This window comes from Pseudanabaena sp. lw0831, assembly GCF_016584665.1.
Taxonomy (GTDB): Bacteria; Cyanobacteriota; Cyanobacteriia; order Pseudanabaenales; family Pseudanabaenaceae; genus Pseudanabaena.
In genome coordinates this window covers 55,288-74,255 of the sequence record NZ_BBJB01000069.1, presented here as the reverse complement: position 1 = coordinate 74,255, position 18,968 = coordinate 55,288, and the positions used below count along the sequence as shown (strand labels likewise).

Below are 18,968 nucleotides of genomic sequence, written 5' to 3'. Positions count from 1 at the left end.
TTTACGGGTTTGGGTAATTTATTTTGCACAAGTACTTAATATAAATACGGAAGAATTGACACCATGACATTGCCAATCGAGCTTACGACTCCCAAACCCAAAATCATCCATCTGCTTAGCGATCGCAATATTGGTGGAATTAAAAGCTCTAGTAGTAGTCTCACTAATTCTCGACTCAGGGAAAAATTTGAATTTCTATTTCTCTCAGAACGTGAAGTCTTAGCCAAACTGTCAGAACTCAAACCAGATATTGTGATTTGGCATGATCCTTGCTCATGGCGATCGCTATGGCGATTACTGCGTCTTCGCTTTAGGACTAAATTACTAATCCATGAGCATCATTATTCTGAAAGCTTTGAACATTGGAAAGTGCGATCGCCTTGGCGATTTCGACTCATGTTGCGGCTTACCTATGGGCTTGCTCATCTGGTAGTTACCATTTCGGAAGGACAAAAAAAATGGATACGATCGCATCATCTTGTGCGATCGCAAAATCTGGCGATGATTCGACAATGTCGGATTCTCGATCAGTTTCTTGCTTTACCCGAAAAGCCGCGTTGCAAAACCCTTGTGCTTGGAGCTTACGGTAGATTTGATCAGCAAAAAGGCTTTGACACATTGCTAAGAGCGATGCAACAAGTCCAAAACCCCAATATTGAATTACTGATCGGTGGCTATGGTGAACATGAGGATTTATTGCGATCGCTGGCTGGCGATGATCCGCGTATTCGTTTTGTCGGTTCTCTCTCCGATGTGCCATCATTTTTAGCTCAGTGCGATGTCGTGATTATTCCTTCCAACTGGGAACCATGGGGCAATGTTTGTTTAGAATCAAAGGCGGCGGCAAAAGCAGTAATTGTCTCTCAGGTAGATGGACTAACCGAACAGGTGCGTGATTGTGGACTGCTTGTCCCGCCAAATGATCCAGCAGCCTTTGCAGAAGCGATCATCAACATTGATAAAATGTCTCCTGAAGAACTGAGTGCATGGGGGATAAAGGGAAGAGAATTGGTAAGAAATGCTTGGGAAGATTACTTGATTTCATGGGAGGGTTTACTATGTCAGCTATTAGCCAATTAATCGATACTCTTAAGCAAAAACTAGCTAGTCGATTTCTCCAAAATCTCGGCTGGCTAGGTTTGTCAGAACTGTTCATTCGCATCTCGCGGCTAGCGGCTACTGTCATCTTAGCGCGACAACTTTCTAAATACGAATATGGATTAGCCGCTTTGATCCTCACCACAAATGCGTTTGTGGAGGTGTTTACCCAAAATGGGATCTGGGATAAGCTGATTCAAGCAGATGAAAAAGACATAGAGGAATTATCTCAAACAGCATATTGTCTAAACTGGATTGTGTGTAGCTCTCTGTTTTTAATTCAATGCCTTATTTCTTTTCCTATTGCTTGGTTCTATCATGATAATAATCTGATTTTACCTATTTGTGGAATGGCAGTTGTTTATCTATTGATTCCATGGGGATTAGTTCAAGCTTCCCTATCTCAGCGAGAAAATCGCTTGCATGTCTTAGCCTTAGCCAATGGAGTGCAAGTTTCCCTTGATAATGTATTAACGATTATTCTGGCACTTTGTGGTCTAGGCATTTGGGCGATCATCTTACCCAAAATTATCGTTGGACCGATATGGGTCGCAATCCATTACTTTAACCAATCATGGCGACCCAAAAAGGAGTTCTCACTTAAAAACTGGCAAGAAATCATCCGTTTTGGGCGCAGTGTTTTGGGGATTAAAATGATGAATACACTGAGGAATAACCTTGACTATCTGATTGCTGGGAAATTCCTTGGTGTTGAGGCACTCGGCATTTATTACTTTGCTTTTAATGCAGGTTTGGGGATTAGTATGAGCGCGATCGAGGCGTTAGACTCCGCCCTATTCCCACATTTATGTGCCGCCCGTGCTGAACCAGCTAAATTTAAAGAACGTTACTTTAGCAGTTTTAAAACGATCGCATGGATTGTGGTTCCTCTCGTACTTTTGCAGTCTAGTCTTGCTCCTATTTATGTGCCGATTGTTTTCAGCTCAAAATGGCTGCCAGCTATACCCATCTTGATCTTGATTTGTCTTTCCGCCATTCCTCGCCCTTTTGCAAATGCTGCGTCGAGAGCCTTATGGGCTATGGACAAACCAAATTGGGATCTTAAATGGAATATATTCTTTACAGGCTTCTTTGCGATCTCATTACTGATAGGAGTAAATTGGAATATCATTGGTATCGCTGTAGCTGTGCTTTTGGCGCATTGGCTCGCCTTACCAATTTATACTTTTTGGGTAAATCGATATGTTCGCACTTTATAGCTGTAAAAACCAAAATAGAGTTGCGGCGCTTTGCGCCACAACTCTATTTTGGTTTTTTATTAATTACTCTCTAAAAGGAGCTTTGGAACATGGCAGGGCTATACGCAATCATTGGTGAACAAAATTCTGATCGAATTGCCAAAGCCGCAGAGAGGCTAAAGTTCTTTCCCAATGAGCAAATTGATATTTTCTCTGAACGCCACCTTTCTATCGCTTGGGTGAGTCAAGATCCTCCACTTTTGTTTGCACCTGCTTATCACCCTGCGACAGGCGTGCGTATATTCACGTCTGGTCGTGTGGCATGGGATGAGCAAGACTGGCAACGAGCGGAAAAGATGAATCACATTACGGGCGGGCTGAGTAATCGACTCATTCTCGATCGCTATCTTCAAGGTAATATCTCCGCCATTGAGCGGCACAACGGCTCGGCAATAGTTTTAGTCTGGGACCCGCGATCGCAGCGATTGCATTGCTTAAGCGATCATTTTGGCGGTCATCCCCTGTTTTTATATTCACCCGCAATAGTAGAAGGCTGCGTGATCTCCACTTTTGCTGATGCGATCGCATCTGATTCGGCGGTAAAAACAACACCCGATCATGTCTCCATGGCTGAATTTCTCAAAGAATGGCAAGCTACGCCACCGCACACTTATTACAACGAAATTAAATATGCAGGAGCCGCCAAGCACCTATGTTGGGATTTAGCTCATACCACCTATTCCGAGAGTGAATATTGGCAGCCGCACCAAGATGGATACTTTGACAACTTGCTGGATACAGTCAATCAGCTTGCTGATGCTCTCAGCAATGCGATTCGTATTCGCACATTGCCACGACTTGGTAAAACTGCGACTTTTATCAGTGGAGGTATGGATTCTCGACTATTACTATTTGCAGCCGCCGATCCATCAATGATGTTCGGAGTTAATTTATACGATGTGCCAAATCGAGAATCGGGATTATCACAAAAGCTCTGCGAGTCAGCAGGGGTCAAATATATTGGCTTTGCTAGGGATAAAGACTACTATCCGCGCTGGATGAAAAAAGGAGTCAGTATCTCAGGAGCGATGTGGTCATTGGAAGATAATCACTTCCTAGGTACTCATGAGTTATTACAACAACTTGGGGTTTCTACAGTACTATCAGCTTGCTCGGCTGATATGCTTTTTAAAGGAGAGATACTTGACAAAGAATTTGTAAAGTTATTTGGAAAAACGCTGCCTTTCTTTCGTTATAAAAAACAACGTGTTGACAGCTTTCTTCCCTATCCTGAATATCAGTCACCACCCTTCCCCCCTGCTTTTAAAGCGCAGATGGAGCAGCGCTTCTCAACCTATTTTGAGGGCTTACCAACTCGTCTAAGCTCAGACAGCGATCGCCTCAAAGTTGAAAATAGACGCATCTTCCCACTCTGTTATGTCCCTGCTAGTTCTGGGCAAACTATGTATCGGGCTTTTGCGTATGATGATTTTTTCGCCGATCGCGCGATCGCAGATTTATATAGTCATATTCCCGCCAAATGGAAAATAAACCGCTTACTATGGGGCAAAGTTGTCGCTAAAATTTGTGGGCAAGATATTCTTGATGCAAACTATGGTTGGCGACCTGGAGCTTCCACAATCGAAAAATTCTTTGTCTTCTCAAGAGACTGGTTTCGTAGGCGGTTAGGTAAAATCTCGACAGTTGGGAATCAAGGACTCGCCACAGATGGCTCTTGGCCGAATCTAGGTTGGTATATTCAAAATAGCAAGACATTAAGACAAACATGGGAAGAAGCTCCTCTTGAAGATCGTCAGTTACTTACGGAATTATGGGGCAGCGATCCTTGGCAAACGCCTCTTGATCAATGGGCTAAGTCACCAAATGATTTTTTTCGTTTTATGACGCTACTCAACTATTGGAATGTGCGTTATTAGAATAAGCCGCGTTTTGCACCGCCTATTCTAATCTTAAAATATCGGTCAATAACAGGGAAATTACAGAAAGTCATGGTTAAAGTATCAGTGATCGTTCCAGTTTATAACGTGGAACGATTTATCAAAGAAACGATCTCATCAGTCTTAGCCCAAACATTTCGAGACTTTGAACTAATCATCGTTGACGATCAATCTCCAGATGGCAGTATTGCTATTTGTGAGCAGTTTGCTGATCCACGCATCCAGATTGTCCATCAAAAAAATCGCGGCTTAGCGGGGGCAAGAAATACGGGCATTCGCCATGCGCAAGGAGAATATATTGCGCTGCTGGATAGCGATGATCTCTGGTTACCCGAAAAGCTGGAAAAACATGTTCAACATCTAGAATCAAATCCCAAAGTTGGCATTAGTTTCAGCCGTTCCGCGTTTATTGATGAGAATAGCAATTCTCTTGGCACATACCAGATGCCAAAACTGACCGATATTGATGCTCCCCATTTGCTCTGTCGTAACCCAATCGGCAATGGCTCAGCACCCGTGATTCGTCGTGAAGCGCTGGAGGATATTAAGTTCCAAGACAATCTCTATGGTGAAATAGAAGACTTTTATTTTGACGACCAATTCCGTCAGTCAGAAGATATTGAATGCTGGATTAGAATTGCGATTCAAACCAATTGGCGAATTGAAGGGATTCCCGAACCGCTCACGCTCTACCGTGTTAATCCTGATAGTTTATCCGCAAACATGACTAAGCAGTTAGAGTCATGGGAAAAGGTAATGGCAAAAACCCGCACCTATGCGCCCGATTTATTGGCAAAGTGGGAATCCCTCGCCCGCGCCTATCAGTTCCGCTACCTCTCCCGTCGTGCTATTCGCAACAAAGACGGCAAAGCTGCTGTACGACTTGTAAATCGTGCCTTAGCAAGCAATTGGAAAATCTTAATTTATGAACCAATGCGATCGCTACTAACGATTTTTGCGGCTTATCTCATCTGGATGCTGCCGCGCGGTGTGTATAACAGTATCGAAAATTTTGCGCTAAAGCGAACAGGTGATAGTCAGCGAAAGGCGATCGCCAAAAGTAATAAGTAGTTAAAGCTAAAACCCAAAAGAGGGTTGCGGCGCAAAGCTCCGCAATTCTCTTTTGGGTTTTATGTTGCGATATGACAGGACAAATCCCATGACAGTCTATAGGCTTTCTGTAAATTTTCAGAAAATCAGCGATGATAAAGCTGTATATTGGCTAGAGTGACAATTTTATCGATACAAAATTTAAAAACCTTGATTGCAACTCCCATTAAACCCACTGTAACGACAAGACGACCTGTATTTCCTTTCACCGCCGTGATCGGACAGGAAGAAATGAAGCTCGCCCTGTTGCTCAACGTCATCGATCCTAAAATCGGTGGAGTGATGGTCATGGGCGATCGCGGTACGGGCAAATCCACCACCGTTCGCGCCCTTGCCGACCTCTTACCTGAAATCGAAGTAGTTGCTGACGATCCCTTTAGCAGCCATCCCACCGACGGCGACTTGCAAAGCGAAGAAGTGCGCTGCCGTGTGGCAAATGGCGAAACTCTACCAGTCACCACCAAACAAGTGATCATGGTGGACTTACCTCTTGGCGCAACCGAAGATCGTGTTTGCGGCACAATCGATATTGAGAAAGCTTTATCGGAAGGGGTGAAAGCCTTTGAATTAGGATTACTAGCGAAAGCAAATCGCGGCATTCTCTACATTGATGAAGTCAACCTTCTAGACGATCACTTAGTTGATGTGCTGTTAGACTCCGCTGCTTCGGGATGGAATACTGTTGAACGAGAAGGGATTTCCATTCGTCACCCCGCCCGTTTTGTATTAGTCGGCTCTGGCAACCCTGAAGAAGGTGAATTGCGTCCACAATTGCTCGATCGCTTTGGCATGTACGCCGAAATTCGTACTGTACGCGAACCTGAATTGCGAGTGCGCGTAGTAGAAGAACGCACTAATTTTGATGGAAATCCTCATAGCTTTCTTAAAGAATACTCAGATCGCCAAGAAGAACTCCAAGCCAAAATCGTGAGAGCGCAAACTCTCCTCAGTGAAGTGGATATCCCTCAAGATCTGCGCTTGAACATCTCCAGAGTTTGCTCTGAGCTTAATGTTGATGGGTTGCGTGGCGATATTGTCAGCAATCGTGCTGCGAGAGCGATCGCGGCTTTTGAAGGACGCAAGGAAGTGGAAGTGGATGACATTAAACGAGTAATCGGTCTATGTCTGCGTCACCGTCTTCGCAAAGATCCTCTTGAGTCGATTGATACTGGTTACAAAGTTCTTAAAACCTTCAATCAAATTTTTGGTATTGAAGAAGAATAGAATCTGTAGAAGTAGGGTGGGCATTGCCCGCCCTACCAATTAGCAAAACATTTTGCCCTTAAACTTTTTCGACTGGGAACTGAATCTCGGTAATGTAAGACTCATTATCAAGTTCCGCTCCACCTTCAATGTAAAACTCACGGTTTGCACCGATACAGCGATAGCCATTATTCTCAATCCAAGTTAGCAGGTGTTGATAACCCTTATTAAGGCTGCTATAGCTGCCATGATGAACAACACAGGCGATCGCATCATAGCCCTGAAGCTCGTAGACCTTAATGCGAGCATTTCCTTTCACTGAAGAAGGCACAGAAACAACCGCCTCACCATCAACATCGCTCTCCTTGTAGCCATAGTCATGCCAGATGCCAGCATCATAATCGAACTTGGTAAGCCCTTGCTGAGCCAGATATTGATATAGTTCTTGAAAGAGCTTTGCGATCGCAAAATAATTAGGCAAAATCTCGCGAATTGAAGCAACTGCGATCGGTTCAATTTTTTTAATTACAACTTCATAATCAGACATAACGTTCTCCTGTTCGATTTGTTTGAGTCGGGCTGCTACTCTCATCAATCTCCCTTGCTCCACCTCAATCTGCTGTTGCAAATCAGCTTGCTTCAGTCGTAGCATTCCGCGTATCTGTTCTGGAGATACCTCTTCATTTAGTAATTGAGCAATTTGCTCTAAAGAGAATCCCAAATCTTTAAAAGCGAGAATGCGATTGAGTCGAGGTAATTGGCTAGCAGTGTAAAACCGATATCCCGTAGAGCGATCTACTGAGATTGGTTTGAGTAATCCCATTTCGTCGTAGAGGCGCAGAGCCTTGATGGACACCTGACTGAGTTTAGAAAAATCTCCGATTTTGAGCATTTCGTTGACCTCATGAACCTCTGATTGTGATTACACAGTATCCTCTAAGGGGAGAGTCAAGACTTCTTAAAGCGATCTCCTAAGCTAGTCTTATTTCCTATAGCAATAATCAAAACCCAAATAAATAAAGGAGGCGCGACGAGCCTCCTTTATTTATTTGGGTTTTATGTCCCAAGCAAAACTTGCATTGCACATAAAAATCCCCATGCTTTAAGTTGGTTCATATCTTTTTAAGATCTTTTCGCGTAAGATTTCTTTTGACTAGCCTTGATAGGTTCAGATCGTCGCAATCCTTCCAGTTGTTTTAGCTGTTGCGACTGTTCTTCCAATCGACTAGAAAGGCGATCGCCTACCAACTCACATAAATCAAAAATGAATGGTTCCACGATCGCATAATAGACACTCACCCCTTGAGGAGTTCTCGAAACAATTCCTGCCTGAGCTAATATTTTCAGATGTTTAGAAACATTTGCTTGTCCTAACCCCGTTTCTTCCATAATTTCTGTGACATTTTTCGAGCCAGACTTTAGGGAACACAACACTTGCAATCGGCTGAGTTCCGACAACACTTTAAAGTAATCGGCAACTTGCGTCAGGGCAGCAGAATTTAAGGTCATATTAAAAAAAATGAAAGAAAGTAATTCTTAATTGTATACACTAGAATATAGCATATTGCCATATAGTGATATGGCTAGGTTAAAAAATTAGTTTTAAAAAATCCTACAAATTAAGACTTTTAAGGTTAGTAAAAGTGTTAGGTACTTGCTGAGAAAAAATGTCCACCAAGTTTATATGGTTTCGACTTCGCTCAGCCGACGTTAGCTGAGTGAAGTCGAAGCAACAGGCATTTTAATTAATAGCAAGTCCCTTAGATCGAGTAAAGGAACAAAGGGTTTATCAAGAACATCTATATAAGTATCTAAACAATAAGTATCTAAACATAAATAAACAGAGCTAAAATCTGTACTGCTTGCTCAGTGGGCGGGACAGATTTTTTAGAAGAATATGGGACAAGCATAAAAGTTCATATTCTGTTTTTGCCACCGTTATCCACTTATTTGCTGTACTATGCGCCACAAATACTTAGATTGGAGAATTAGTGCTTGGGGAATGAGCATCGGTTTGCTATTTGCCTTAACCCCTGGCGCATTTGCCGTAACACCTGCATCAGTTAGCCAAGATGCTGATGTGCCTTGGTCAAGTGTTGTTGAAAATCCGTTCGACGGTAAACTAGTTTACGATAAGCACTTCGCCGATGATTTTGCCTTTGTTTCTAGTTGGTCAAGGCAAGGAATTAAAGCAACATATACTGAATATTGGTCAGATGTGGTAGGTTATCGCCGTTCTTGGAAAAGTCGTCGCGTCTGGAGACACGATCGCTATATTGATGAACGCTATAGCGATCCCGAACCTATTTATGAAAAGAGATCGCGATCAAGATCTCCAAAAGCCCTCTTATTTAGCGCTCAAGGCAAAATTTATACCTATGCAGGTGGCGAGGTTGATCCTGAGCTATCCGCTGCTTTAGCAAGTTTACCCGCAGGCAATACGATCATTCGGGCTGTTTGGAGCAATGACCAGACTACAGACCTTCCCATCGGAGCAGGTACGGTGGAAGCATGGAAGACTATCTTTAAAGTCGAGCCACCACCTTCTCGTTTTGGTAATTAGCCAACCAACCGCAAATATAGCTAGGATAAATCAAAACCCAAAAGATGAGTGGCGGCTCTTTGCGCCGCCACTCATCTTTTGGGTTTTATGTCCTAAGCAAAACTTACATTGCTATATTTGCGGTTGGCAATAAAAAAGCACCCTTCGGGTGCTTTTTTATTAGAGAGTTTGATCGCTGTTAGGGCGTGGGCGGACACGACTTGGAGTCGTATCTGGCTCAGGTAGAGGCGTATATTGATTGCCTGTAAAATCTTTGGTGACTCGCAAGCGTTGGCTAGTGATCGTAATGCCCGACTCGCGTACCAACACTACGGATATCCAGCGATCGCCTGAAGAAAAAGGCGCTTGACCAATTTTAAACAGCCCGCCTGCACGTAAAGGGCGCAGATCGATCATATTTTCATTCAAATAGTTCTTAGCTTCTACTGGTTCTTCGATCGCAGCACCTAGTAATAAACTTGTGCCAAGTGGTTCCGTAACGATCGCATCAAGGACATACTGACGACCCACACCAATTAGATCGGGGATTTTGAGCTTAACAGGCGGCGGCGCATCACCTGTACTCAACGAAGACTGCTCTGATAAAACTTTTTGCGATACAACTTGTAGTTGACCATTGACGCTTTTGTAGGTCTGAGTGGAAATCAATCTTGCATCCAATTTGAAGTTATCATTCTCAGCTCCGCGTATCCCCTGAATCATCGTTACTGTTTCCGCAGTAATCAAGTCGCCTTGTTTTTCCCATTTTGAAATTTCAGTGCGGTAGGTAATGTTTTTGTAACGCTGCCAAAGTTCCTTCAATACCTGCTTATAGCGATCGCGATCTAGCCCATCAGCATGATTGAAAGTCGGCGCGTAATACTTCATTACCGTTTCGAGATCTTGCTTACTAGCCGCTTTGTCCAATGCAAATACGACGTTTTCCAGTTCGGCGGGGGCTGGCTTAGATGATTGGGCAGCCATTGTAGGATTGGCGATCGGCACAATCGTAGCAACTGCCGCAGAAACAAGTAATAGACTAATTCTTTTGAACATGCGTAACTCTAATAGCCTGTAACGATGGTTGTGTGAGTATAAATTTGTCAGTGACAAGTTTATGCTCGTGATATTTAAGAATGCGATAAAGCAAGAAATTGTTTCTCAGTTATACGCCCAGATTGATATAGTGTCTCATTTATTTCCGAGATTTTTAACACCGAGTGGGGTGAATATCCACTTTCTTGGAGGCGATCGCATACTCCCGACTCATGATCGATAAATACGACGATATCACGCACCTTTAAGCCACAGCTTTCGATTTTTTGCGCTCCCTCGATCGCACTCTTGCCAGAAATCAAAATGTCATCGACGACAACAATGGTTTCTCCCGCTTCATAGTTGCCCTCGATCAAGCGTCTGGCTCCATAGGCTTTCACCTCCTTGCGCGGGAAAATCAAGGGGAAATTTAAACGCAATGCTAAACCTGAAGCCGTGGGCAAAGATCCATAGGGAATCCCAGCGATGCGATCGAATTTAAGATTTTGCAAGATCTCTGCATAAGTCCCAATTACTGCATCAAATACTTGAGGATTGGAGATAATCCGCCGTAAATCGATGTAGTAGGGAAAAATTTGACCAGAGGCTTGTACGGTTTCTTCAAATGTAATGCACCCAATATCAAATAATTGCAAGATGAGATTGGCATGGGGATGCCCTGCTTGATCGAGTAAACACACATTTGGCATCCACAAATCGCAGGCGGGGCGATCGTGAGGGGTAGCCGCGATCGCCTGATTGACTTCATCCCGTAGCGATCGCACTAATTGTGCTGGTTCACCGATCGCGAGTACATCCTGATTGACGGGCAAGATTAAACCGCCACCATTGGCATCTAGTCCAGCATTGAGGATTTCTGCTAAGTTTTTTATACTCTGATTATTAGCTTGACCATTACCTTGACTATTTGCCCAAATACTTCTTGCTAAGATTAAGCGCTCAGGAGCTAGCGATCGCACCTTTGCTAGAGCATCAGAATTTGCCGCACCAATCTCTAGCGCTAAACTCTCCATTCCTGCCCAAGCTTGGCAATTTTGCACCACATTGAGATATAAAGGCTTCTCAGGATTGGGATATTCTTGAAAAGCTTGGGCAGTTGTATTTGATGAATAGCAACTCACAAAAATCGCCTTGTCGGGATACATCAAAAACCTCGCCGCCAAATCTTGTCCAATATAGGGACTCAAGGTAATCGCATCCACCCCCCACTGCTCAAAGGCTGACTTTGCCATGACACTGCTGCTATTGAGATCTGCGTGCTTAGCATCGAGAATGATCGGAATTTCTGGTGGAATCGCCGCTAAGGTTTTTGCTAATAGCTCTAAACCGCCCGCACCTAACGCCGTATAAAAGCCCAAAGTTGGTTTATAAGCACAGACTAGATCGGCAGTGGACTGAATAATGAAATTCATCCATTCCCATAGGTACGCCACAGTGCGATCGGGATATGCTCCAGTATTCATCTCCGAGTCATATTTGGCTTTGTACTTAGCAGGCATCACTTCAGGATTTGGATCAAGTCCCAAACACAAAATGCTCTGATTCGTCGCGATCGCAGTCCTGAGTTTTGAGGCAAAGCTCATAATTTAACAGCTTAGATGCAAGCAGGTTTTTGAGATTGCAACAAATATACCGCTTACGTCTATATTAAAAAAACAAAAAGTAGATCGTTCACAAAAACATCGTCTACTTTTTAACTTGCGTAACAATAAAAACGATCGCGTCCTTGTTGTTTTGCCTGATAGAGATTTTTGTCGGCGATCGCGATGAGATCTTCAAGAGATTGTTCTTGTGTGGGAATGATGCTGGCAATACCTAAGCTAATTGTCACATTAGGACTGACTTTAGAGGCCTCGTGAGGAATTTTTAAATCATGAATAGCATGTTGGATTAATTCGACAACGGCGATCGCGCCTTCCATATTCGTATTGGGTAGAATCACCACAAACTCTTCGCCTCCATAGCGGGCAAAAAGATCCGCAGGACGTTTGAGTTGACTAGCGGCAGTTTGTGCGACTTGAATTAAGCAAGCATCTCCTGCTTGATGTCCATAGCAATCATTGTAGAGTTTGAAATAATCAATATCTAAGAAGATTAGAGAAAGACTTTGTTTTTCTCTTACTGAACGTTGCCATTCTGCTTGTAAGCGATCATCAAAACAGCGCCGATTAGCAACTTGAGTTAATCCATCAGTTAAAGATCTAACACGATCTAACTCCGCTTCCATTTTTAGCAGTTCTTGAGCTAATTTTTGTTCTGTGATATCGGCAAAAGAAGCTACTACAGCATAAGGAGATGTCTGCTCGGGATGACATAAAGGTTGGGAATTAATCGATATCCATCTTGTCGGACGGTCTTCCTTACAGATTCCCATAATTACGTTGGTTTGTGGTTGTCCAGTTCTGAGCGTAACCATAGCGGGATGATCTTCACTCAAAAAAATCGAGCCATCCTCTCGAATTGTCGATCTTTCAAAATCAACGGACTTAAACCCTCGCATCTGATCTGCGGATAATCCCAAGATCTTTTCCGCGCTTTCATTACAAGCAGTAATTTGCCCGTCTGCCTGTTGCAATACGATGCCTTCAGACATACTGGTAATAACTGAACGATATCGGGATTCACTTTCTTGAAGTTCTGCCAGTAGAATTTTTCTAGCGTCGGCTTCCTTTTCTCGTTCTAATAGCTCTTGTTCTAACAGTTCAAATAAACTGGCTTGTTTAATGGCTATCTCTAACTGGGTAGCAATTCGCCTTGCAAAATTAATCTCGGAGTCTTGCCAATGACGTGGTGCTGAACATTGATGAATGCAGAGCAAACCCCACAAATTCTCTATCTGTATGATGGGGACTACTAAATTAGAAACAACTTGAAATCGCTGTAAAATATCTTGATGACAGTCTGTGAGTCCCGCTTCGTTAATGTTATTTATAACCTGTATGCCACCTTCTTTATAATACGAAGCATATTGATTGCCAAAGCAATGAGCGTGGATCTTCAATGCGATTACCGAATCAAATCCTGCTATTACAGATTCAGATATGAATTCTCCGTCGCAGCAGTTAGAAGCTGGATCGAACTTAAATATACCGATGCGATCGGCATTCATAGATTGACGAAGTTCTTGAGCGGAAATTTGGAAAATAGCTTCTAAATTAAGAGATTGCCTAATTCTTTGGGTGATTTCTGCAAGCAAGACTTCCCGTTTATATTGTTCATCTAACGCATCTTCTGCTGCTTTGCGAGTTGCATTACTGCGGCGCAATTCAAACTGGCTAATCGCTAGCCGACTGAGAGATTCTAATTGTCGAATTTGTTTTTCGGTCAGATTTCTAGGCTGGTGATCGATGACACACAAAGTCCCTAGAGTAAAATTATCTGATGTCTTTAAGGGCATACCCGCATAAAAGCGAATACTCGGATCTTTTGCCACCAGAGGATTGTCAGCAAAACGAGCATCTTGGGTTGTATCAGGAACATTTAAGAAGGCACTATCGGCGACTGCATGACCACAAAAGGAGATATCGCGTGGCGTTTCCGACACATCCAAACCCACTTTTGACTTAAACCATTGTCGATCACGATCAACTAATGATATTAAGGAGATCGGTGTGCCACAAATCTCCGCAGCTAGTCGCGTCAAGTCGTCATATTCTTGTTCTGGTAAGGTATCAAGAATATGGTAGCGATTGAGAGCTTCTAGGCGATCGCTTTCATTTTTAGGGAGTTTAGGTTTCTGCATGAAGATCAACTAGCTAAAGCATGATTAGTCAATAAATAATATTCCTCTATAGTTACCCAAGAGGTTACACCTATTTAATTGTGCGATATCTGGCAGGATACTTGAGTGATTTACTAGCAGCTTGGCGATCGCATTCCTGAGTTTTCAGGCAAAGCTCATAATTTAACAGCTTAGATGCAAGTAGATTTTTTTTGAGATTGCAACAAATATACCGCTTAGAAATTCATTATTTAGGGTTCGGCAATATTTTTGATGGCGCGGCTACGCCGCGCCATCAAAAACTGGCTCTCTTGATCGACATCTGCTATAAAAAGTTGTTTTTGCAGACAAGTACTTGTCTGCAAAAACAACTTTTTATCTGACTAATAATCGCGAGTTGTCATATTTCATCAAAATTGATGTAGAATCTCACTCGTTCCCGTTACGCAAATCTTCAGAGCACTATCCCTAGCCTTCTACAAGTCTTATCACAAGACTTTTTGTGCATTTTTGTACGGCTTGTAGCTTGCTCTCAACCGTCCTACAGCGCAACGTTCCCATGCAAAACTTTATGTCTCGCTCCCACCAATTTAATTTATTGACCAATCACAAATTAGCCAATAAATCCAAATCCCTGAACCTGCGTCTGCTATCACTGACTCTGTGTGGCTTGACTAGTAGTTTAGCGATCGCCACACCCACAGCACAGGCAAATCGTCTCGAAACCTTTGTCTATGATTTGACCGATAGCAGGATTGAGTTTTCTGTCAAAAATGACATTGAGCCAAGAGGAACAGTAATTAGCAATCCTACGCGCATCGTGATTGACTTACCAGGGATTGTCTATCAGGGGCCAACGGTAAGACGGCGCGTAGGACGTGGAGTGCAAGCTGTACGAGTCGGTCAAGTCGATGCGAATACCACCAGAATGGTGGTGGAGTTTTCGCCAGAAGTTAAGCTTAATCCACAAGATCTCCGCCTCAAATCTAGACAGCCAGGACGCTGGACAATGCAACTTCCTCAAAGCATTTCTGCGATCGACCTTAACAGTATTTCTAACTTTACTTTGCCTGTAACAGGAGCAGCTATCAGTTCTGGATTCGGATGGCGAGTACATCCCATTACGGGTGAGCGAAAATTGCATAAAGGAGTTGATTTTGCGGCTCCCACAGGCACACCAATTTTTGCTGCGGCAGATGGGGTAGTCACTTATTCGGGATGGACGGATGATGGCTATGGCAATGTTGTCGAGTTGCGTCATGAGAATGGCGAATTGACGCTTTATGCCCACACCAACAAGGTGTATGTATCCAAGGGACAGGTTATTAATAAGGGACAGGCGATCGCGGAAGTCGGTTCAACAGGACGGAGTACTGGGCCACATCTGCATTTTGAGATCCAACCCGATGGCAGAACTGCTGTCGATCCTATGGATTATTTACAGCTTCGCCAAGTAACTCTCGATTTAGCTTCTAATAGTTTTAAAGATTAAAGAATAGAGATGATGTGCTGCGCTATGCGCATCACATCATCTCTTTCTTTGTCTACAAGAACTTACGAAAAAGAGGTAGAGGCAATTAATGAATTGCCTCTACCTCTTTTTTGTAAGTTCTTGTAATTGTTATTCTGCGTCTAGCTTCTGAATGTATGTACCTAATTCAGTAAAAGTGCCAGCATAGGTAACTGTGGGAGTCGTGTAGCCTTTAAGCTCCACAGAATATTGTTTGAGCGGCAACAAAACCGCAGCATAGGGCGTATGACTGTAAGTCGCAGAACCGATCGCCACATCTAGTCCCAATTGCTTAGTTGATGACTCCAATCGAAAGGCGGCATTAACCGTATCCCCAAGAGCTGTGTAGTCTGGATGCTCACTAGTTCCCATTTGTCCAACCATCGCATATCCCGTATTTACGCCTGCACCGACGCGCAATTGAAATGGTAATTCAAACTGTTGATTAAGTTCATTGCTCATTTCATAAAGCTCATGCAGAGCGCGATAGACCTTGAGCATATCTTGGGTTGCCACAGTCTCTGAACCGATCCCAGCATCATGAATCCAGACGGTCATGACTGCATCGCCAATATATTTATCTACCCAACTGCCATGGCGATCGATGATCTCTCCAGCGCGACGGAACCATGTCCCGATCGCTTCTGAAAGAATCTGCTCATCCATTTGTTGCGTTAGTTTCGTAAAGTCCCGAATATCAACTACTAACACCGTAATTAATTGCCGCTTATGAAGCATGGCAGTCGCGGCTGCATCGGTATTCTCTTCGTTTTTACGTGCGTTGGTATCGGGGGATGTGATTGTTTCTGGGCAGTAAAATTCTAACTTTGTTTCGCCAAGAATGATGCGATCGCCATTTTTTAAGCTCACAGGAATGGTAACTCGCTTGCCATTCACAAATGAACCATTGCGACTACCAAGATCGATCAGAAAATAACTGCTTTCTCCAACAATTTGAAACATGGCGTGGTTTCGCGATGCACATTTGTCGGACAGGGGAATATCATTTTCTGAGCCACGCCCTAATGTCCAAGAATAAGCATTCACAAGAGGAATCTGCATCGTATCGTCAGATCTGTGAAGTACGATATGTGGTTTTTCATCCCAAATTGTGGCAGGCTGACTCACAAGGTTATTAACCCTCAAATATAAATTTACGAGTGGATCTAAGAATTGTTCGCGTCTCTTTGAGTCTTTGCTTTTGCTAATATACCGTTTTTTTGATGGTTGCAAGTAATCGGTCAAAAACCAAAACCCAAAGAATAACGGTAGCGCGAAGCGCTACCGTTATTCTTTGGGTTTTGGTCGCGATAATCTTATGGCAATGATGCTGAGGGGTGATGCAAAATAAACGCTAATACCATAACTTATTTATAAGTACCCCGGCATAATTAAAAAAACAGAGCCAAAATCTGTACCGCCCGCTACGTGGGCGGTACAGATTTTGGGGTTTTATATTTAATTGTGCCTAGATACTTATAGATTTAATTTCTTATTCTGTCAGCTTTGGTCAGGCTAAATCTCGATGCAAACTACTGTTTCCCCAAAACAAGAAAATAATAAGCTCAAAAGTCTTTGGAAAAAGCCTTGGTTAGTCGTAGTTTTACTCGTTGTTCTGCTAGGCGGCGGATTTATTGTCTTTCGGGCTCTAGCTGGTAAGGATCAAAGCTCAACTACGGTCAATGATAAAACCGAACAAGTCGAGTCTAAGTCTTTAGCGATCAAAATTAAATCTAGCGGATCTGTTGTCCCAATTGAAACCGTGAACCTCAGTCCGAAGCAGGCTGGAAAACTAATTGAGCTATTAGTTGAGCAAGGGGCAAAAGTAAATCGGGGGCAGGTGATTGCCAGAATGGACAACGCGAACTTGATTCCGCAACTTTATCAAGCCCAAGCTAGTGCCGCCGCCAGTGAGGCTAATTTAGCCAAATTACGCAATGGTAGTCGTCTTGAAGATATTGCTGCTGCTCAGGCTAGAGTCGAGTCAGCTCGTGGTCGTTTAGATGCGGCGCGATCGCGTTTAGCTTTAACCAATATGAAAACGTCTCGCTTTCGGAGTTTACAAACTGAAGGCGCAATTTCTAGAGATCGCTTTGATGAAGTTGTAACCGATGATCGCAGCGCTCAGGCTGATTTGCAAACGGCTCAAGCTAATTTGGTTGAGGCTAATCGTTTATTAGAAGAAACACGCAATGGCAGCCGTGTTGAAGATGTTGCTCAAGCTGAAGCACAACTCGCCCAAGCGATCGCTGGTATCAGAATCATCGAAGTCCAGATCGAAGATACGATTATTCGCGCTCCTTTTGCGGGGATCATCACCCAAAAATATGCCAATGCAGGAGCCTTTGTCACGCCAACAACGACAGCTTCGGCAAGCAATTCCTCATCATCGACTTCAATTGTGGCGATCGCTAATGGCTTAGAGATCATTGCTAAAGTCCCTGAAGTGGATATTTCGCAAATTAAAATCGGTCAAGAGGTAGAAATTGTTGCCGATGCTTTTCCGTCTGAGGTTTTTAAGGGCAAAGTGCGTTTGATTGCGCCTGAAGCGATCATTGAGCAGAATGTCACGTCATTTCAGGTGCGTGTAACTTTAGAAACTGGCAAAGACAAGTTGCAATCGGGAATGAATACGGATTTGCGCTTTATTGGCAAACAAATTGATGGTGCGCTGGTTGTGCCGACGGTGGCGATCGTTACGCAAGAAGGCAAAACTGGTTTATTAATTGCTGATGAAAAGGGCAAGCCCATATTCCAACCTGTGACGATTGGTACGACTGTAGACAATCAGACTCAGATTTTAAGCGGTGCAAAGGTAGGCGATCGCGTATTTGTGAAACTCCCAGAGAAAAAGCCATAAAAAAAGAGTCTCTTCTTGTGGTGACATGCTTTTGAGCGTGCTGCTAATGTCGATACTAATCAGCTAATTATTAGGGCTAAAAAAACTTTCGATTGGGTTAAGAGATTGAAAGCAAACTTATGAACTTTATCTATCGGTTACAGGGCAGTGAGTTTGAGTGGGACGCTAACAAAGCTCAAAGCAATATCGATAAACATGCTGTTACTTTTGAGGAGGCTGCTGAAGTTTTTTTAGATCCTTTTTACCAAAGTGGTGATGCTACTGTTAATGATGAGTTGCGTGAGTTTATTATTGGCTATTCACTAATGCAACGGTTGCTGCTTGTGGTATACGTCGATCGCAATCGGCGATCGTGAATCCTTTCGGCACGTCCTGCTACTCGTAATGAGAGGAAATTGTATGAGTCAAACTGATGAAGTAATTACATTGCAGATTAAATCTCGTGAGACTGAGGTGGTATCGTTGCAAATTCCTGTTGAGGCGATGCGATCACTTGAAGAGGTGGCGACTAGTCGAGATATGTCGATTGATGGGTTGTTAAAGTTTTATATCGGTCAAGGTTTGCGTCAAGATGCGGCTAAGTTGTTTAGCGATCGCCTGTTAGAGAAAACATTCGCGACGACTTCGGCGGTTTTAGCGAGACATATTGACTCTAAGGAGGAGATTTCAATTATAATTCGGGAAATTCAGGCTGAAGTTGTGCGATAGGCT

Annotated in this window: 16 protein-coding genes; 10 read left to right on the top strand and 6 right to left on the bottom strand. The window is 43.3% G+C overall.

Features of this window, described 5'->3' with window-relative positions; all coding sequences use genetic code 11:
• Positions 1 to 63 precede the first annotated feature (63 nt).
• The 5 genes from APA_RS14570 to bchI all read left to right on the top strand — a co-directional run bounded on the left by APA_RS14570 (position 64) and on the right by bchI (position 6,589).
• Complete coding sequence (locus APA_RS14570; RefSeq protein ID WP_201322993.1) at positions 64 to 1,080, top strand: glycosyltransferase family 4 protein; 1,017 nt, start codon at positions 64 to 66, stop codon at positions 1,078 to 1,080.
• Positions 1,059 to 2,318, top strand: a complete 1,260-nt coding sequence (locus APA_RS14565) for a lipopolysaccharide biosynthesis protein (protein WP_201322992.1) — start codon at positions 1,059 to 1,061, stop codon at positions 2,316 to 2,318. Before APA_RS14570 ends, APA_RS14565 begins: the two co-directional genes overlap by 22 nt.
• 89 nt (positions 2,319 to 2,407) lie before the next feature.
• The gene (locus APA_RS14560; protein WP_201322991.1) at positions 2,408 to 4,234 is read left to right on the top strand and encodes a hypothetical protein; all 1,827 of its coding nucleotides are present in this window, start codon (positions 2,408 to 2,410) and stop codon (positions 4,232 to 4,234) included.
• A 72-nt stretch (positions 4,235 to 4,306) separates the two neighbouring features.
• Positions 4,307 to 5,326, top strand: a complete 1,020-nt coding sequence (locus APA_RS14555; protein ID WP_201322990.1) for a glycosyltransferase family 2 protein — start codon at positions 4,307 to 4,309, stop codon at positions 5,324 to 5,326.
• A 189-nt stretch (positions 5,327 to 5,515) separates the two neighbouring features.
• On the top strand, positions 5,516 to 6,589 hold the full coding sequence (bchI, locus tag APA_RS14550; RefSeq protein WP_236579590.1) for a magnesium chelatase ATPase subunit I: 1,074 nt from the start codon (positions 5,516 to 5,518) through the stop codon (positions 6,587 to 6,589).
• A 58-nt stretch (positions 6,590 to 6,647) separates the two neighbouring features.
• Here bchI and APA_RS14545 read toward each other — a convergent pair whose 3' ends face one another.
• Both APA_RS14545 and APA_RS14540 read right to left on the bottom strand, forming a co-directional pair.
• Complete coding sequence (locus tag APA_RS14545) at positions 6,648 to 7,460, bottom strand: MerR family transcriptional regulator (protein ID WP_201322989.1); 813 nt, start codon at positions 7,458 to 7,460, stop codon at positions 6,648 to 6,650.
• 230 nt (positions 7,461 to 7,690) lie between these two features.
• Positions 7,691 to 8,077: a helix-turn-helix transcriptional regulator gene (locus APA_RS14540; RefSeq protein WP_201322988.1), complete on the bottom strand. Its 387-nt coding sequence runs from the start codon at positions 8,075 to 8,077 to the stop codon at positions 7,691 to 7,693.
• 451 nt (positions 8,078 to 8,528) lie between these two features.
• Between APA_RS14540 and APA_RS14535 the strand changes: the two genes are divergently transcribed.
• On the top strand, positions 8,529 to 9,131 hold the full coding sequence (locus tag APA_RS14535) for a hypothetical protein (RefSeq protein ID WP_201322987.1): 603 nt from the start codon (positions 8,529 to 8,531) through the stop codon (positions 9,129 to 9,131).
• A 159-nt stretch (positions 9,132 to 9,290) separates the two neighbouring features.
• On the opposite strand, the gene APA_RS14530 is transcribed toward APA_RS14535, so the two are convergent.
• The 3 genes from APA_RS14530 to APA_RS14520 all read right to left on the bottom strand — a co-directional run bounded on the left by APA_RS14530 (position 9,291) and on the right by APA_RS14520 (position 13,908).
• Positions 9,291 to 10,166 carry a hypothetical protein gene (locus tag APA_RS14530; protein WP_201322986.1) on the bottom strand — a complete coding sequence of 292 codons (876 nt, stop codon included), beginning with the start codon at positions 10,164 to 10,166 and terminating at the stop codon, positions 9,291 to 9,293.
• A 74-nt stretch (positions 10,167 to 10,240) separates the two neighbouring features.
• Positions 10,241 to 11,749: a bifunctional orotidine-5'-phosphate decarboxylase/orotate phosphoribosyltransferase gene (locus tag APA_RS14525; protein WP_201322985.1), complete on the bottom strand. Its 1,509-nt coding sequence runs from the start codon at positions 11,747 to 11,749 to the stop codon at positions 10,241 to 10,243.
• Positions 11,750 to 11,859: 110 nt separating this feature from the next.
• On the bottom strand, positions 11,860 to 13,908 hold the full coding sequence (locus APA_RS14520) for a diguanylate cyclase domain-containing protein (protein ID WP_201322984.1): 2,049 nt from the start codon (positions 13,906 to 13,908) through the stop codon (positions 11,860 to 11,862).
• Positions 13,909 to 14,458: 550 nt separating this feature from the next.
• Between APA_RS14520 and APA_RS14515 the strand changes: the two genes are divergently transcribed.
• Positions 14,459 to 15,379: a peptidoglycan DD-metalloendopeptidase family protein gene (locus APA_RS14515; RefSeq protein ID WP_201322983.1), complete on the top strand. Its 921-nt coding sequence runs from the start codon at positions 14,459 to 14,461 to the stop codon at positions 15,377 to 15,379.
• Between the two features lie 129 nt (positions 15,380 to 15,508).
• Here the strand turns inward: APA_RS14515 and APA_RS14510 are convergent, their stop codons facing one another.
• A complete protein-coding gene (locus APA_RS14510) occupies positions 15,509 to 16,525 on the bottom strand; it encodes an adenylate/guanylate cyclase domain-containing protein (protein ID WP_201322982.1) in 1,017 nt (338 codons plus the stop codon).
• A 397-nt stretch (positions 16,526 to 16,922) separates the two neighbouring features.
• Here APA_RS14510 and APA_RS14505 point away from each other — a divergent pair, with 397 nt between their 5' ends.
• From APA_RS14505 to APA_RS14495, 3 genes are all read left to right on the top strand, one after another.
• Positions 16,923 to 18,257, top strand: coding sequence for an efflux RND transporter periplasmic adaptor subunit (locus APA_RS14505; protein ID WP_201322981.1), 1,335 nt, complete (start codon positions 16,923 to 16,925; stop codon positions 18,255 to 18,257).
• A 119-nt stretch (positions 18,258 to 18,376) separates the two neighbouring features.
• Positions 18,377 to 18,613 carry a BrnT family toxin gene (locus APA_RS14500; protein WP_201322980.1) on the top strand — a complete coding sequence of 79 codons (237 nt, stop codon included), beginning with the start codon at positions 18,377 to 18,379 and terminating at the stop codon, positions 18,611 to 18,613.
• Positions 18,614 to 18,656: 43 nt separating this feature from the next.
• Complete coding sequence (locus APA_RS14495) at positions 18,657 to 18,965, top strand: hypothetical protein (RefSeq protein WP_201322979.1); 309 nt, start codon at positions 18,657 to 18,659, stop codon at positions 18,963 to 18,965.
• Positions 18,966 to 18,968 lie beyond the last annotated feature (3 nt).